The organism is Alteromonas gracilis, from assembly GCF_036870955.2.
In the GTDB taxonomy this organism is placed as follows: domain Bacteria; phylum Pseudomonadota; class Gammaproteobacteria; order Enterobacterales; family Alteromonadaceae; genus Alteromonas; species Alteromonas gracilis_A.
Window position 1 is genome coordinate 4,321,266 of the sequence record NZ_CP145482.2, and the last position, 16,244, is coordinate 4,337,509.

Below are 16,244 nucleotides of genomic sequence, written 5' to 3' on the forward strand. Positions count from 1 at the left end.
TTCTTGCTAATGTAGTGACATAGACAAAAATAATAGCGTGACAATGTCATTTCAAACCACCTGCCATAACATTCTTACTGCGTCTAGCGAGGCGCGTGAACACAAAACCATTAGTAAAGTGTTCGATGTGCTGCTTATATTGCTTGTTGTCATAAACGTCGCAGCAATGATGTTAGAAACCGTCCCGCAGGTGGCGAATGTGTGGTCTTACGAACTGCACCTTATCGAAATTGTATCCGTTATCTTGTTTACCGTTGAATATGCCCTACGCGTATACAGCAGCGCAGAAGCGCCTATCCATCACGACAAAACCCGTGATGGATTAAGTGCAGGGCAAAAGCGCTGGCGGTACATGAAAAGTCCGATGGCGATTATTGACTTAATGGCCATACTGCCATTTTATTTAAGTGTATTTATTGCATTCGATTTACGTATTTTACGCGTCTTTCGGGTACTGCGAATCCTTAAAATCGGGCGCTATTCGCGCTCAATGCAAACCCTTGTCACTGTCATTAGAAATGAATCGCACAGTTTGTTGGCCGCTATCAGCGTGCTGCTGTTGTTCACTGTCATTGCGGCTACCTGTATTTACTACATAGAACATCATGCACAACCAGAGGTGTTTAGCAGCATTCCAGCGTCTCTTTGGTGGGCATTGGTGACGCTCACCACGGTGGGCTACGGCGATGCGGTGCCCATTACTCCGTTAGGTAAAATTTTTGGTGGGTTCATTACCATTATGGGTATTTGTTTTTACGCGTTACCAGCCGGGATCCTTTCTTCCAGCTATACCTCACAAATGCAGCTGAGACGGGACCGTTTTGAAGATACCGTGCGCACGGCGCTAGATGATGGACGACTAAGCGAACATGATATCGGGCACATTGAACATGTCAGGGCACTGCTTGACCTTGATGAAGAAGAAGCGCGACTTATTGTACGCCTGCTTCAACATCATCATAGTGTCGCGAAAACACCAACCAACGAAACACCTGAAAAATAGCGCTGTAGTAACGTTAACTTTTTGTATACGTTAGCGCTGTTTAGCCGCATGAATACGCTCATTTGCCGACGTTCATGCTGCGTTGCAAAAACATGTCCCCTTGATTCTTAACGCACATCAGCTTATAACTAGTAACTGTCATTTCTCAAAAGAACTCCTATGTCTGTCAAACACCCTATTATTGCTATAACAGGTTCTTCTGGTGCGGGTACAACTACCACGACCAACGCCATTAGACACATTTTTAGAAATTTAAGTGTGAATGCCGCTATTGTTGGTGGTGACAGTTTTCACCGTTTTACCCGTCCAGAAATGGAAGTGGAAATTAGAAAAGCCCAAGAACAGGGTCGACATATCAGTTATTTTGGCCCGAAAGCGAATGACTTCGAACTATTAGAAACCTTGTTTAGAGAATATGGCAGTTCGGGAGCAGGGCAGTTTAGACAGTACTTGCATACTTTCGATGAGGCAGTGCCGTTTAATCAAATGCCGGGAACGTTCACACCCTGGCAAGATTTACCACAAAACACTGATTTACTGTTTTATGAAGGCTTACACGGCGGCGTAAAAACCGAAGAGAACGATGTTGCCAAACACGTTGACTTGTTGGTTGGCATGGTACCAATTGTAAACCTTGAGTGGATCCAAAAAATTGTTCGCGACACCACAGACCGCGGGCATTCTCGCGAGGCTGTAATGAGCAGTATCGTGCGCGGCTTAGATGACTATTTCCACTATATCACGCCACAGTTTTCGCGTACGCACGTTAATTTTCAGCGCGTTCCCACCGTCGACACATCTAACCCCTTTAGCGCCCGAGAAATTCCCACACAGGACGAAAGTTTTGTTGTCGTGCGTTTTAGGCGAGAAATGAAAAACGTCGACTACCCTTACTTGCTTAAGATGATTGATGGCGCCTTTATGTCCCGTATAAATACCCTCGTAGTACCCGGTGGAAAAATGGGCTTAGCAATGGAACTGATCTTAACGCCACTGCTTGAAGATATTCTCAATAAAAAGCGCCGTGCTGGCCATCAAATGGACTGGTTGAGTTCACAAGAGTAAACCGCACTCAGGACGCCAACTGGCCATGTGGTTTCTCTGACAGAAAGCGCGGCATGTAACGTTCACTCTATACAAATCGTGTATAACAATATATTTACAAGTGTAAGTCGTAATTCTCCTGCAGTTAGTTCACTCTAAATATGACTAACCAGCATGGGACACACTATGACTTCTATAACTAGCCAACAAATTTGGGTTAACCAGCAGTCGCTCAACGACACTAAAACGGTAGACGTTGATATTGATACTAGTACGTTATTGCCCGATGAAGTTGTCCTTGAAACCGATAGCTTTGGCTTTTCCGCTAACAATATCACTTATGCCGCACTCGGTTTTAAAATGGGCTATTGGGGCTTTTTCCCTACACAAGAAGCGGGTTTTGGCATTGTTCCAGTCTGGGGTTTTGCTACCGTTAAAGCCTCAAACCACCCCGACGTTCACGTAGGTGAGAAAGTGTTTGGTTACCTGCCTATGGCAAGCCACTGGGTAATTAAGGCTGGCAAAGTGGCATCTCATGGTTTTTCGGATATTCATGAAAAACGCAAAAGCATCAGCCCTGTATATGATCAATATCTTCGCTGCGCCAATGACCCAGGTTACGACCCTGAAAGAGAAGCATGGCAGCTTAACTTCCGTCCACTTTACATGACTTCATTTGTACTAGACGATTTTGTCGACGATGTCTCACAGGGCGAATCACTGCTGCTGTCTAGCGCTTCAAGTAAAACTGCGCTGGGCACCGCACAGTTGTTAAAAGATCAAAAAAGTGCCCGTGGCGCCAGTTACAACGTAGTGGGCCTTACCTCTTCAAGCAATGTGGATATGGTGAAAGCCACCGGCTGCTACGATGAAGTAATTAGCTACGACGGCTTGGCACAGTTAGACGCAAGCGAGTCCTACTGGTTACTTGATTTTGCAGCCAATGGTACGCTTATTAATGGGCTGACTGAGGTACTTGGCGATAACCTTAGTAAAGTAACCTTAATTGGCGCGACCGATTGGAAGGCACAAGAAAAGCCAAACCCTAAACTCCTCAATGCGGAAATATTTTTTGCGCCCGCGCGGGTGAAACTGCGCCAAGGGGAATGGGGTCACGAGGCATTTTTAGGAAAGTACGCCAAAGCATGGCAAGGGTTTGCGCACAAAATCAGTGACACCTTTTATGAGCAGTCGAGTTCCGGTACTGACGCTATGATAAAACTCTACCTAAATACACTAAGCGGTAGAGCCGACACAAAAGCCCTCAATGTGGTGACATTCTAGGCACAAAATACACAAGCAGTTTGCAATATAACTGCTTGTTTTCTTTACTTAGACACTATTTGTAACAATCACACCTATGCTTTTACGTTTTGGTGCTTTTGTATTTCGCGCCTTGTGGTTATAGTGAAAGAAAAATAGTTATAAAGGTATGAGTATGGGTCAGGAAACCTCAAAAATTCTTGTTGTCGATGACGATATGCGTCTTCGTAGCTTGTTAGAGCGTTATTTACTCGAACAGGGCTATCAAGTGCGCAGTGCTGCCAATGCAGAGCAAATGGACAGACTGCTGGAGCGCGAGAATTTTCATTTGATGGTGCTTGATCTTATGCTGCCGGGTGAAGACGGCTTGTCTATTTGCCGCCGTTTGCGCCAACAAGAAAATGACATGCCAATTATCATGCTTACCGCTAAAGGTGATGAGGTCGACCGCATTATTGGCCTTGAAATGGGCGCTGATGACTACCTACCGAAACCCTTTAACCCTCGCGAGTTGTTAGCACGCGCTAAAGCGGTATTGCGTCGCCGCAGCACAGAAGCGCCGGGAGCGCCGTCAAAAGACGTTCAAATTATTGAATTTGGCGAATATAAATTAAATCTAGCCACCCGCGAGATGACCGCTGGTGACAAACCACTTACCCTTACAAGTGGCGAATTTGCGGTACTTAAGTCACTGGTTACCCATCCTCGCGAGCCGCTTTCCCGTGACAAGCTAATGAATTTAGCGCGCGGTCGTGACTACAGCGCATTAGAACGCAGCATTGACGTGCAAGTTTCACGGTTGCGCAGAATGCTAGAAGCCGACCCAGCAAACCCTCGCTATATACAAACCGTATGGGGCCTTGGCTATGTATTTGTCCCTGATGGTGAGCAAATGTAGCGTCGTTGCTACTGCGCTTTGTCTTATCCACTTATGATATGGTTTAACAGCAACGTGCGATGTAGTTTTCTGCATCGCATTTTTACAGCAAAAGGTCGACTATGCGCTTGATACCTAAAAGTGCTTTTGGTCAGACCGTCATGCTTATTGGCGTACTGCTACTGATTAACCAAATCGTGTCGTATATCTCTGTAACCTATTATTTTATTCAACCCAGCTATCAACAAATAAACAGCCTTTTAGCGACACAAGTAAAATCTATTCTTGCCAACGACCTATTGGTTACAAACCAAGAAACACGCGATGAGTACTTTGAAAAAACCCGCGTATTAGTGCTTGATGAAAGCGCAGCGCGCAAAAACGGGTTAGAAAGTGCCGTCTATTATGGCTTTATGTCTTCGCAGGTAAGTAAACAACTGAATCAGCTGGCTGATGTACGCATAAGTACTACAACCCAAGCAAGCGATGACAGCGCACCTTATATCGTGTGGATTTCACTGAACCGCTACCCGGAAACCTGGATTTCTATTCCGATATCAGGCTTAAACGAAGCCAATATATCGCCGCTTACCATGTATCTTATGGTGATTGGGATACTCAGTGTCGCCGGAGGGTGGCTGTTTGTAAGGCGAATGACTCGCCCTCTACAAGCGCTACAAAAAGCGGCGATTTCGGTAGGTAAAGGCGAGCACCCTAAGCCACTTAGAGAGCAAGGCAGCACGGAAATGATCCAGGTGACGCGAGCTTTTAACCGCATGAACCAGGGAATAAAACAGCTAGAAAACGACCGCAATATTATGACAGCGGGTATATCACACGATTTACGCACACCATTAACCCGTATTCGTTTGGCATCGGAAATGCTGCCAGAAGACCAAGATTGGATAAAAGACGGGATTGTTAATGACATTGAAGATATGAATGCCATTATCGACCAATTTATTGACTATGCCCGTTACGACACCGAAGAAGTCACAAAAGAAACCGACCTTAACGCCATAATTGCAGAGCTTGTTCAGGCACGACACTTAGATGAAAAGCATCACATTGAATTGAAACTCAACGCTATACCGCCGCTACCGCTAAGACGCATAGCGATGAAACGCGTTATCGACAACCTCATTGAAAATGCCTTTAAATATGGGTCAGACGATATCGCCATCAGTAGTTTTTATAACCGCCATGAAAAGCGTGTGTATTGCAAAGTAAGAGACTTTGGCCCCGGTATTCCACAAGCAGAATTAGACAGTGTGTTTATGCCGTTTGCGCAAGGTGACAAAGCGCGTAACTCATCAGGTTCTGGGTTAGGCCTTGCCATTATTAGGCGCATTATCGAGGCTCATGACGGCGAAGTAACCCTGCGTAACCATCCAAATCAGGGTTTAGTGGCAGAGTTTTATCTTCCTTACTCGCCGTTTAAAGACTAGCGCGTTACCTCAATAAAGCGGCTATCCCTTATGGTGTTTTATCTTGCGACTATAGCCATAGGTTGACACCCACAATATCAGGCCGCCCACAGGAATTACCCAAAATGCTGTGGTTAGCGGCGCAAAGTTAGCCCATAACCCTGTAGAGAATGAGGCAACTTGAACGCCTGTAGAATTACCGATAATTGCAATGCCGGACAAGACAGGGCCGTTGTCGCTATCGATGTTCATTGCCGCTGATAGGGCTAAAGGAAACAACCCACCTAACCCAAGCCCTAACAACAAATTGCCAGCACCAATGCCGTAAAGCGTGGGCATTAGCTTAAGCGTAAACACGCCCGCTAAAGAAGCTGTAGCCATTAACAACATCATTCGATGCACAGACACAAAGCGCAGTAAAAATGGAAAGGTAAGTCGGCTTATCACCATGCCTGCAGTAAAACACGCCAGCAGGTTACGTGACTGCTCGCCGCTAAAGCCCAATCCATTTTGCGCATAGCTTACAAACCAATTGGCATTGCCAAACTCCACCGCACCATAACCAAATGCTAGCAAAGTGAGGAACATAAATACGGGCTGCCTAATAATTACACCAAACGCCAGCGTCTTCTTGTCTGAACTTGGCTGGCCTTTGAGTACTTTTGCCTGAGAGCGGGCGGCAATATAGGTGTAGCACGACAACATCATCATCACACCTAGCCACTACTTGAATGGGCAAGCGCCAGCTTTCTTCGATAAGGTATAAAAGGGTGACAAAGAACGACGCGGCGAACGTGCCAAGGCTAAACATAAAGTCCATTAGCCCCATCATCATAAAGCGTTTTTCAACGTACATGCGCGCTATCAGCGTGTGGCCAATAGTGAATATTGTTGAGCTTACAACACCAATTAACACCGCAAGCACTAAAAACCACTGCCATGAGGTGAGCAGAGACACCAAAATCAATAGCAGGGTATTCACGCTAAATAAACTGGCAAGCAAGGGCATAAACTCAAATCGACTGGCATACTTACCGCCAATCACCGCCCCCAGCATCATGCCAACGGAAAACAGCGAGAAAAGCGCACCGCTGATCACTTCTGACATTGCTAAGTCGTTGGCGATATCAGGAAGCAATATGCCCCATAAGATAAACAGTTTGCCGATAAGGAAAAAACCAGCAAATATGACAATTGTGGCAGGCAGTCGGCTCATTCAAGCTCCAAACGATTAGCATAAGGGCGCGATAACGCGCCCTTAATTACAATTCGAAAAGGGGAAATACCCCGTTAGGACTTACATTATCTTAATGTTTACAGATTGCTGGTAGTCGCACGAAATTGCAAGAGAAAACGTTTTCCCTTTTTCATTCCATACTCCGTCTACCACGTTGCCATCAAGAAGCACTTGGCGCGGCTTTTTATCAAGCCCATGCACTACATAAGTCAACGAACGCGTTTGCGGCATACCAATGTAACTTCCATCACTCGATATGCTAAGTGTTAACACTGCCTCACCGTCTGTCGATGCGCTCATGTTTAGGTTGGTGTATAGCTTTTTCTCTATCGCCTGTGGATTTTTGCCATCATCTTCATACATGGTGTATTGCGCGCTCGCAACCGAGTCATCGTGATAGTAGTGTAATGTTAGGTTGCTGGCGTCATAGTCTTCGGTTCGCGCAAGCTGTTCGCTCATAGGCACAAAGCTCCCCGCTTTTACCCATACAGGAAAGGTAGCATCAGTTAATGGGTAATGGACGGTTTTCCCCGCGCTGTCACCTTGGTATTTCTTATCAGAGAAAAAGTCGAACCACACGCCTTCTGGAAGCGTCACTTGCCATACTGATTGATTGGGCTCTGTGACTGGAGATACCAAGAACGCATCACCCCAAAGATACGCGCTAGCATCGTCAAACCAAGTGTCTTGATCAAAGGCCAATGAAAGCGGGCGCATAAGTGGTGTGCCGTATAATGCATTCTCAAACGCCAATGAATAGTTATAAGGCAGCATGGCGTAGCGTAGCTTGATAAACTCGCGTGCTATCGATTTTACCGGGTCTGCATGAAATACCGGTTCAGGGGCAATTGCGTCCTGCGCGTGCGGTCTAAACATAGGTGAGAACGTACCAAACTGTAGCCATCGGGTGTACAACTCGGGGTCAAAAGTCTCTCCACCCGCAAAGCCGCCCAAATCTGAGTGGGTGTATGCTAACCCAAACACGCTCATTTGAAGTGCAAGCTCTACTTGTGGCTTAAGGCCACCCCAGCTGCGACTTACATCGTAGGTCCAAGGCACCATACCAAAGCGCTGACTACCTAAAAACCCAGAGCGCATAAGCACAAATGGACGCGTATCCGGCTGAAGCGCCGTTAGATTGTTGTATACGGTTTTCGCCCATTGATGGCCATAAGCATTGTGCACCTCAGCACCACTCACTTTCTTTGAGTGCCACAAATGCTGAATATCGTCAGGATGCACTTCCGGCTCACCCAAGTCGCCCCACCAACCCGCAACACCTTGCGCAGCCAGTTTTTCATAAAACTGCCAGAGCCAGTCTTGCCCTTTCTCATTAAAGACATCCACCAAACCGGTATTGCCAAAGTAAAAGTCAAAGGTATAAGGCTGGCCATCGTCGCTTGTCGCCAAAGCATTAGCTGCTACTGCGCTTTCCCATTGCTTCGACGTCGTCAAAATAAAGGGTTCAGTAATCAGCACCGTTTTCACATCTTGGTCTCGAAGATGCGCAATCATATTTTCTGGCTCAGGAAAGCTATTGTTGTCCCAACTTAGGTTCCCCATGTGGCCTTTTACATCTTTACCAAACCAATAAAGGTCAAGTACTACGGCATCAACAGGAATATCTTGCGTGTTAAAAAGCTCAACCACATCCATAACTTCTTGCTGCGACTTATAGCCAAAGCGCGACGCAAAGTTGCCAAGTAGCCAGCGAGGCGGAAGAGGTTGTTTACCCGTGACCGCCACCGTTGAGGTAACGGTATCTTCAAGGTCGTCGCCAAGCACCAATATGTAACTTGCTCGCCCGCCCTGTGCCTTAAACAGCAGCTCATCATTTTGCGTGCTGCCCATATTTAGTTCACCTGATGCGGTGTTATCAAACAAGACGCTGTAGTTTTTGGAAGACATCACAGCAGATAAGCCGTAGTACATTTGATTGGACGAGGTGGTGTAACCATAGTGCGCTTTATTGTATAGCGGCATGCTATGACCACGGCGATTCATTCCCAATACCCGCTGACCGCCACCATAAAGCTTTTCGTTATCATCTAGGGAAAACGATAGGCTGACACCCAGTATCGCTAATCGAAAGCCCATTGCGTTCTTTCGCCACTATATTGCCATCAATGGCGTAACTGATGGCGTGGGTGTTTTTGTCGACATGCGCAGTAATTTCGTTGAATTTGAGTGTCAGTGACCTTTCATTTTCAATAAGTTCGACTTGAGAGGTATCCACGCCGCTGGCATCTGTTGATGTATGTTCTGGAAGCGCCATCGAAGGAAGATTGTGGTAGCGATTACCGTTGTTGTCAGTTAGAAAGGTAACTTGAAAGCTATTGTCGTTAAGCACTGTAATGGTGAAGTCATTGCTATCAGTATCGAGTAACAGTGTATTACCGTCTAAACTAAATTGTTGAATCTCAGCCGCTGCATGAGTGGACATTAGCGCCACTATTGTTGACGCAAGCATTGTGCGTTTTTGCCAGTTCATTGTTCTAAAACCTTCCTGTTAGATTCAGCCTCGGGCAAAGCTACAGCCACACACTGAATACTGTTTACAACTTATTAACCGATAATAGCCTGAGGTCTTGAGCACTTAAACATACATACGTATTCATTGGTGCGCCAAAGGGGTTCACGACCTATTGCTTTTCGATACACCCTCTAAATCAATGAAATGCCTTAAGTTAAATTAAATTCACTTTTAAACATTTTCATTGCCAAAGCACCACCAATGTAAATAATACTGCGAACTATTATCATTAAGCTTATATTTGATGGGGGATTTCAATGAAATACAGCGGTAAAGTTTCACTATTAGCGAAGTCGGTTCTAGCCGGACTTATTGGCGTTTCAGCGGCGCCAGCTCTCGCAAACATGGCACTAGAAGATATTGAACGCATCACAATTAACGGCGCGGATGACAATATCGTGTCCGATGTCATGCCTACACTATCTTCGGGCAAAATTTTTGCTGGTAAAAAAACTTCGGTCGCTAATTTAGAAGATATGCCGAATTTCATAGAGCCAAACTTGCGCCAAATGTTTTCGACGCTGCCGGGGCTGTTTGTATCTGACCAACAAATTCCGAGTATTTATAATATTAACTATCGCGGACTGGGCAACCCTCACGAATCCGAGTTTGTAGGCTTTTTCCAGAACAATGTTCCCCTTGCCTCCGATCTCTTTGGATACCCAACACTTTACTACCTACCACCAGCGCAACGCGTTGAGCGAGTGGAGTTCGTACGTGGTGGCGCGGGACTAATATATGGCCCCCAAATTGGACCCACTATAAATTTTGTAACCAAACGAGCAGAAGTCGGCAGCGAGACTCGTTTTCGTACTGACCACGCCGTCGGTAGCAATAGCATGTATAGCACGTACAACGAGTTTGCTACATCTAGCGGCGACTTTGGCTTTCTCGCATCCTTCGACCACCGTAAAGCCGATGGTCCGCGTCAAAACGAAGACTTTGACGTCACTTCAGGTCATGTCAGCGTAGCTTATGAAGGCTTCGACAACATCCGGTTGGGTTTCGAACTTGATGTTTATAATTCTGATTCGGGTGAGGCGGGTAGGCTAAGCAGCGCAGAGTTTGCCCAAGACCGTAATCAAACACTTACCCCATTTAACCGAATAGAAATTGATCGTGTTATTGCTAATTTCACCTATGAGCAAAAACTCAGTGAGCGTGAAACCCTTGACGCTAACGTGTGGTACTCTTACCAGGACAGATTTAGCCGCCGTTCTGGTCAATTCTCCCTGCCAGAGAACGAGCCTCTTACCACTAACATTGACCAACAAGAGTTCAATAATTGGGGCTTTGACGCAAGATACGCCAATGCTTGGGGTGATCAAAACATTCTGACCGTTGGCACCACGTCATACTGGGGCGATAGTCCTCGTACGCGCCACGTTAGTAATGATATTCGCTCTAATCAACAAAATGCGGAAGATTTGTTGTTCGACCAAGATAGAAAGATGTCTTACAACGCAATCTTTATAGAAAACTTGTTTAAATTCGATAAGCTAAGTGTCATACCTACGGCTCGCTACGAACGTATTAATTACGATTTAGAAGAGCTAACTAAAAACCCCAATTTGTCTCGCGATGCAATCAACCTTGATGAAACGGAAAACGAGCTACTCTTCGGATTAGGCTTGATGTATCAACTTAGTGATGTCAGTGAGGTTTACGCGAATATCTCAGAGTCATATCGACCTCAACGCTTTGATGATCTTGCCAACCCTAACTCTGAATTAGCAGCAACCAATGGGCCTGATGTATCAAGTGCAATGAACTATGAGATTGGTTTTAGAAGTGCACCAATACAAGGTTTAACTATCGACATTAGTGCGTTTAGAATCGATTTTGACGACAAAATAGAGACTATTCAGGTAAATATTGCCGATATTGAACGCGTTAATTCAGGCGATTCGCGTCATCAAGGCGTGGAATTCAGCATTGATTATGATTTATTAGCAGGTAGCGAGAACAGTTTGCGTATATTTGCTAACGGCTCGTTACTTGATGCTGAGATAGTATCCTCACAAAACGCGGCGCTCATTGGCAACGCCACAGCATTCTCGCCTGAATACTTACTTCGAACTGGCTTCATGTACAACAGCGAACGTCTTGATGTAGCACTTACGGCAACCTTGGTTGATGAGCAATATTGGCAAGATTCTAATCAGTCGCGCGGTACTGGCGTTGATGAAATAGATGACCTTATACCATCTTATGAAGTTGTCGACCTGACAGCAGAATATCGTTTGCACCCACAGTGGGCGCTATACGGTGGCATCAACAACTTGTTTGATGAGAACTATTACTCTCGTGTAAGAAATGACGGTATCGAGCTAAGCATTAGAAAGAACCGTTTTTGCTGGCGTACGCTTTCAAATGTAACTTTTACACCCACAAAAAAGCCCGCAACTAAGTGCGGGCAAAACATCGATCACGTTGAGTGTGATGAACGTTGGGAAGGGTCAGAGCAAGTAACTATTTAGTTACCTGGCCCTGCTTTGACGATAGCGTCACTAACATCGTACTTTTCAAAGTTTTGTTTGAAATCATTTACTAAGTTAGCGGCATATTCGTCGTATTTCGCTTTATCTGTCCAGGTGTTTTGAGGCACTAACAAATTGCAGTCAACACCAGGAACAGCCACTGGCACATCTAAATTAAGTGCATCGACGTGCTGTGTTTCAACCCCTGCAAGCTCTCCCGATACAATGGCATCAATGATGGCACGCGTAGTAGGAATATCGAAGCGGCTACCTGTGCCGTATGGGCCACCTGTCCAACCTGTATTCACAAGGTAAACTTTGGCGCCAAACGCTTTCACACGCTTGATAAGCAGCTCAGCATAAACACCTGCTGGACGCGGGAAGAAAGGTGCACCAAAACAGGTAGAGAATGTAGACTCAATATCGCTGGTTGAACCGATTTCTGTTGAACCCACTTTAGCGGTATATCCGCTTAGGAAGTGATAAGCGGCTGCCTCTTCGCTCAATACAGAAACAGGAGGAAGTACGCCACTTACGTCGCATGTTAGAAATACAACCGAGCGTGGCTCGCCACCACGGTTTTCAACTACACGCTTTTCAATATGTTCAAGCGGGTATGCTGCACGTGAATTTTGAGTAAGACTGGTGTCTGTGTAGTCAGGCGTGCGCGTGTCATCAAGTACGACGTTTTCTAAAATAGTGCCAAACTTAATAGCGTTCCATATTACCGGCTCGTTCTTCTGCGATAGGTCGATACATTTCGCATAGCAGCCGCCCTCAATATTAAAGACACTGCCAGGTGCCCAACCGTGCTCATCATCACCAATTAAAAAGCGCTTAGGATCTGCAGAAAGTGTAGTTTTGCCTGTTCCTGACAAGCCAAAGAACAAGGTCACGTCCCCTTCTTCGCCCACATTGGCAGAGCAGTGCATTGGCAATACGTCTTTTGCAGGCAGTAGGAAGTTTTGTACTGAGAACATGGCTTTTTTCATTTCACCCGCGTAGCGCATGCCTGCAATGAGTACTCGCTTTTTCGCAAAGTTAATAATTACTGTACCATCGCTGTTGGTGCCATCGCGCTCTGGCTCGCAAGTAAAACCAGGCACATTCAGAATTTGCCAAGGCTGATCGCCTTTCACATTCCACTGCTCAGGAATGATAAATAGGTTACGAGCAAATACATGCTGCCATGCCGTCTGTGTTCTTACTTCAAGTGAAAGTGCATGCTCTGGGTCTGAGCCAACTTGAAGGTGAGAAAGGAAATGTTCTTGCGTAGAAAGATAAGCATCTACTCTCTCCCATAACGCATCAAACTTATCCGCATCAAAAGGCTTGTTTACTTTGCCCCAGTCGATATCGTTTTCAGTGGTAGCTTCTTTGACAATAAAGCGATCGTTTGGTGAACGACCCGTTCGCTTACCGGTTTCAACAACAAGTGCACCGTTTTTATCTAGTACACCTTCACCACGCTTAACTGCGCGTTCGATGAGTTCGGCGTTCGACAGGTCGGTTAGTGGCGTTATTTTCAGATCCGTTTGAACTGAGGCTGCTGCGGTCATGGCTGTTACCCTATATGTAATTTTTCAAAAGCACTTTCAAAAAAGTATCACCTCAATGAGTGTAAAGTAAACAAGGGGTTTGACGCATTTTAAAATGACATAGTCAGTATTTCTCAGGTTTAACTTTCATAAATATTGTAATTTACTTTCAGGGAAAGGGTTTTCCTTGCATATAAATTCAGTTTTACAGACTAATGACGTGTTATTGATCGATAGATTTCAAAACAAAAAAAGAAGTAACCCCTGCTGTATTTTTTCAAAGTTATAAACAGCACGAGCGTGTAGATATCACATCCGCAAGAACGAAAGCTTACCAATGAACAAAAAACAACCAGATGTGAAGTGTAGATGTGCCATTAAAAAAGCACCTTTAGTGCAGAACACTAAAGGTGCTTTTGAGTAACACGCTATAAAGGCTTATTGATTCGCTGACGGCGCTTCAAAATTACCGCTGTGAATTGCTTCGATATCGATGCTGTCAAAACGATACTCAGCGTGACAGTATTGGCAGTTCATTTTCACCGCGCCTTCTTCTTCAACAATGGCAAGAAGCTCGGCTTTTTCGACGTGGCGTAATGCTTCAGCACTGCGTTCCTTTGAACAGGTGCATTTAAATGACACGTCTTTTGCTGGGTACATTTCAACATCTTCTTGGTGATACAAGCGATAAAGAAGGTCTTCAACCGACAACGTGAACATTTCGTCTTTGGTCAGGGTTTCTGTAAGTTTAGCGATGTGCGCAAACTCGTTAGCTTGTGATACATCCGTTGCACTAGCATCCGTTGGCAATACCTGTAGCAGTACACCTGACGCTTTGGCACTCTCTGGGTCGCTCATGTCAGTCATTAAGTGTACACGTGTGGCAAGCTGCTCTGACTGATCGAAATAACCCTCGATACACTCAGCTAGACTCGGTTTGTCTAACGCAACAACACCCTGATATCGCTCGCCTTCATCTGGCGTAATAGTAATAACAAGGACAGCTTGGGTAAGCAGTTCTGAAAAAGTCTCTGGTAGTGCAGTCAAAGATTCATCCCAGCGTGCAACACCGCGAAAAGTTTGGTCGTGGGTCGCATTAATAACCGCGTAACTTACAGGTCCTTTGCTTTGGATTTGCAAAGAGATTTCACCTTTGAATTTTAACGTGGCCGTTAGCAGTGACGTTGCCGCCGCCATTTCGCTTAGCAACGTTTGAATTTGTACTGGGTATTCATAGCTGTGCACAATTTGCTTCAAACTTTCGTTCAAGCGCACAAGCTCACCGCGCACATTAGCTTGCGTGAACATAAAGCGGTGTAGTTTATCGAAGTTGCTCATAGGTAATCCTGTTGTGAAGCCGCTTATTGCTGCTTAAATTTAATAATCTGTCGTCGCTGCTTTTTATCCGGCCTATGTTCTGGTTTCGGACTATGAAAAGCGTTCATTTTACGTGCCGCTTGGTTTTCTTCACGTTTTGTTACACTTTCATCAGTTTCTTCATACAGTGCCTGTGCAAGCGGCGCACTTAAGCGCTTGTCACTTAAGCCTAGCACTTTAATTTCACGAATATCCCAGCCAGAGGGAACTTTTATCATGGCATCAAGCTCTACATGCTTGCCTGGTTTGGCGCGCTGGCCGTTGTATTGCACCTTGCCGGACTGCACCATATCCCGTGCAATTGCACGAGTTTTAAAGAATCTTGCAGCCCATAGCCACTTGTCCAGCCTGACATTTTGTGTTGTATTGTTGCTATCCATTTGGCTCATGTAATAATTTCGTAATGGTGCGGCTTTAGTGTTGTGACCCCCACCTTTACTAGGCTATTATGGGTTTCGCTAAAGCGCGGTTAACCAAAAATTCACTTTATTATAAAAAGCAGTACCACTAGTGGCAGCATGACATTCAACAAACCCAATCCACAATCTCTGGTTGTTTATGTGAACCAGCATCAAAAACAGCTTAATACCCTCGTAGTGGTTCTGCTAAGTCTGTATTTAATTGCGTTCGCTGCCAAAACGCTTTGGCGAATTATACCTGAACCTCAGCTGTCTGCGACACCTGTCGTTGCGCGTGGGCCTTCGATTTCATCGCCGTCAGTGCAAAATGGGGTCAACGTTCGCAAAATACAACAGCTGAATTTGTTCGGTGATGCTGCAGCGGCGCCTAAGACTGAAACTGTCGTTGAAGTGACTGATGCACCAGAAACGCGACTTAACCTGACGTTAACGGGCGTGGTTGCAAGTTCAGAGCAATCATCAGGAACCGCAATTATCGAAAACCGAGGTAGCCAAGCAGTTTACGGTTTAGGTGAGAAGATTGAGGGCACCAATGCCACATTGCAAACGGTCTATCACGACCGCGTGATCATTAGAAATGGAGCGCGCAACGAAACGCTGATGCTCGACGGCATCGATTATGAAGAAGCGAATCGACGACGTGAGCAACAAGCTCGCCAGCGTCCACAAGTGAAAGCGCCCGAAGAAGACACGCGAGCACTGAGCGAAGAGGCGCTAGAAGCGACGGCAACCTTGCGCGAAAGACCAGCAAGCTTTACTGACTTTATCTCTATATCGCCCAAGACAGACGAAGGTCAGTTGATTGGATATCAAGTTAGTCCGGGCAAAGAACCAGAATTATTCAAATCGGCGGGGCTACAAGTTTACGATGTTATTACACAAATAAATGGGCTCGATCTAACCGACATGCAGCAGTCGCAAGAAGCATTGTCAGAGTTACGTAACGCGCAAACGATAGAATTAACGATTATTCGAGATGGTGGCTTAACCACGCTTTATTTAGATTTACCTGAGTCGTAAAAAACTAACAAGACAGGCATGACTCA

General features: G+C 45.6%; 10 protein-coding genes and 2 pseudogenes. 7 read left to right on the forward strand and 5 right to left on the reverse strand.

What is annotated here, in order from left to right; all coding sequences use genetic code 11:
* Positions 1-43: 43 nt before the first annotated feature.
* The 5 genes from V6N89_RS20785 to envZ all read left to right on the forward strand — a co-directional run bounded on the left by V6N89_RS20785 (position 44) and on the right by envZ (position 5,635).
* Positions 44-1,003 (forward strand): ion transporter, encoded by a 960-nt coding sequence (locus V6N89_RS20785; RefSeq protein ID WP_338519313.1) that lies wholly within the window; start codon positions 44-46, stop codon positions 1,001-1,003.
* Positions 1,004-1,162: 159 nt separating this feature from the next.
* Positions 1,163-2,068: a phosphoribulokinase gene (locus V6N89_RS20790; protein WP_338519315.1), complete on the forward strand. Its 906-nt coding sequence runs from the start codon at positions 1,163-1,165 to the stop codon at positions 2,066-2,068.
* A 165-nt stretch (positions 2,069-2,233) separates the two neighbouring features.
* A complete protein-coding gene (locus V6N89_RS20795; protein WP_346993202.1) occupies positions 2,234-3,331 on the forward strand; it encodes a DUF2855 family protein in 1,098 nt (365 codons plus the stop codon).
* A 154-nt stretch (positions 3,332-3,485) separates the two neighbouring features.
* Positions 3,486-4,208, forward strand: coding sequence for an osmolarity response regulator transcription factor OmpR (gene ompR / locus V6N89_RS20800; RefSeq protein WP_338519320.1), 723 nt, complete (start codon positions 3,486-3,488; stop codon positions 4,206-4,208).
* A gap of 101 nt (positions 4,209-4,309) precedes the next feature.
* Positions 4,310-5,635 carry a two-component system sensor histidine kinase EnvZ gene (gene envZ / locus V6N89_RS20805; RefSeq protein ID WP_338519322.1) on the forward strand — a complete coding sequence of 442 codons (1,326 nt, stop codon included), beginning with the start codon at positions 4,310-4,312 and terminating at the stop codon, positions 5,633-5,635.
* A gap of 21 nt (positions 5,636-5,656) precedes the next feature.
* Here the strand turns inward: envZ and V6N89_RS20810 are convergent.
* Positions 5,657-6,830, reverse strand: a pseudogene (locus V6N89_RS20810) (MFS transporter).
* Positions 6,831-6,911: 81 nt separating this feature from the next.
* Positions 6,912-9,342: pseudogene (locus V6N89_RS20815) on the reverse strand (TIM-barrel domain-containing protein).
* 299 nt (positions 9,343-9,641) lie between these two features.
* On the opposite strand from V6N89_RS20815, the gene V6N89_RS20825 reads away from it, so the two are divergent.
* A complete protein-coding gene (locus V6N89_RS20825) occupies positions 9,642-11,864 on the forward strand; it encodes a TonB-dependent receptor family protein (RefSeq protein ID WP_346993205.1) in 2,223 nt (740 codons plus the stop codon).
* Here the strand turns inward: V6N89_RS20825 and V6N89_RS20830 are convergent.
* The 3 genes from V6N89_RS20830 to hslR form a co-directional block, all read right to left on the reverse strand.
* Positions 11,861-13,423 (reverse strand): phosphoenolpyruvate carboxykinase, encoded by a 1,563-nt coding sequence (locus V6N89_RS20830; RefSeq protein WP_338519330.1) that lies wholly within the window; start codon positions 13,421-13,423, stop codon positions 11,861-11,863. The genes V6N89_RS20825 and V6N89_RS20830 overlap by 4 nt on opposite strands.
* 417 nt (positions 13,424-13,840) lie before the next feature.
* Positions 13,841-14,740, reverse strand: coding sequence for an Hsp33 family molecular chaperone HslO (gene hslO / locus V6N89_RS20835; RefSeq protein ID WP_338519332.1), 900 nt, complete (start codon positions 14,738-14,740; stop codon positions 13,841-13,843).
* 23 nt (positions 14,741-14,763) lie between these two features.
* Positions 14,764-15,168, reverse strand: coding sequence for a ribosome-associated heat shock protein Hsp15 (gene hslR, locus V6N89_RS20840; RefSeq protein ID WP_338519334.1), 405 nt, complete (start codon positions 15,166-15,168; stop codon positions 14,764-14,766).
* Between the two features lie 129 nt (positions 15,169-15,297).
* On the opposite strand from hslR, the gene gspC reads away from it, so the two are divergent.
* The gene (gspC, locus tag V6N89_RS20845; RefSeq protein ID WP_346993206.1) at positions 15,298-16,218 is read left to right on the forward strand and encodes a type II secretion system protein GspC; all 921 of its coding nucleotides are present in this window, start codon (positions 15,298-15,300) and stop codon (positions 16,216-16,218) included.
* The last annotated feature ends 26 nt before the right edge of the window (positions 16,219-16,244 follow it).

Coding starts and splice junctions, on each gene's coding strand:
- V6N89_RS20785 (WP_338519313.1), top strand. CDS start 44: ATGTCATTTCAAACCACCTGCCATAACATTCTTACTGCGTCTAGCGAG.
- V6N89_RS20790 (WP_338519315.1), top strand. CDS start 1,163: ATGTCTGTCAAACACCCTATTATTGCTATAACAGGTTCTTCTGGTGCG.
- V6N89_RS20795 (WP_346993202.1), top strand. CDS start 2,234: ATGACTTCTATAACTAGCCAACAAATTTGGGTTAACCAGCAGTCGCTC.
- ompR (WP_338519320.1), top strand. CDS start 3,486: ATGGGTCAGGAAACCTCAAAAATTCTTGTTGTCGATGACGATATGCGT.
- envZ (WP_338519322.1), top strand. CDS start 4,310: ATGCGCTTGATACCTAAAAGTGCTTTTGGTCAGACCGTCATGCTTATT.
- V6N89_RS20825 (WP_346993205.1), top strand. CDS start 9,642: ATGAAATACAGCGGTAAAGTTTCACTATTAGCGAAGTCGGTTCTAGCC.
- V6N89_RS20830 (WP_338519330.1), bottom strand. CDS start 13,423: ATGACCGCAGCAGCCTCAGTTCAAACGGATCTGAAAATAACGCCACTA.
- hslO (WP_338519332.1), bottom strand. CDS start 14,740: ATGAGCAACTTCGATAAACTACACCGCTTTATGTTCACGCAAGCTAAT.
- hslR (WP_338519334.1), bottom strand. CDS start 15,168: ATGAGCCAAATGGATAGCAACAATACAACACAAAATGTCAGGCTGGAC.
- gspC (WP_346993206.1), top strand. CDS start 15,298: ATGACATTCAACAAACCCAATCCACAATCTCTGGTTGTTTATGTGAAC.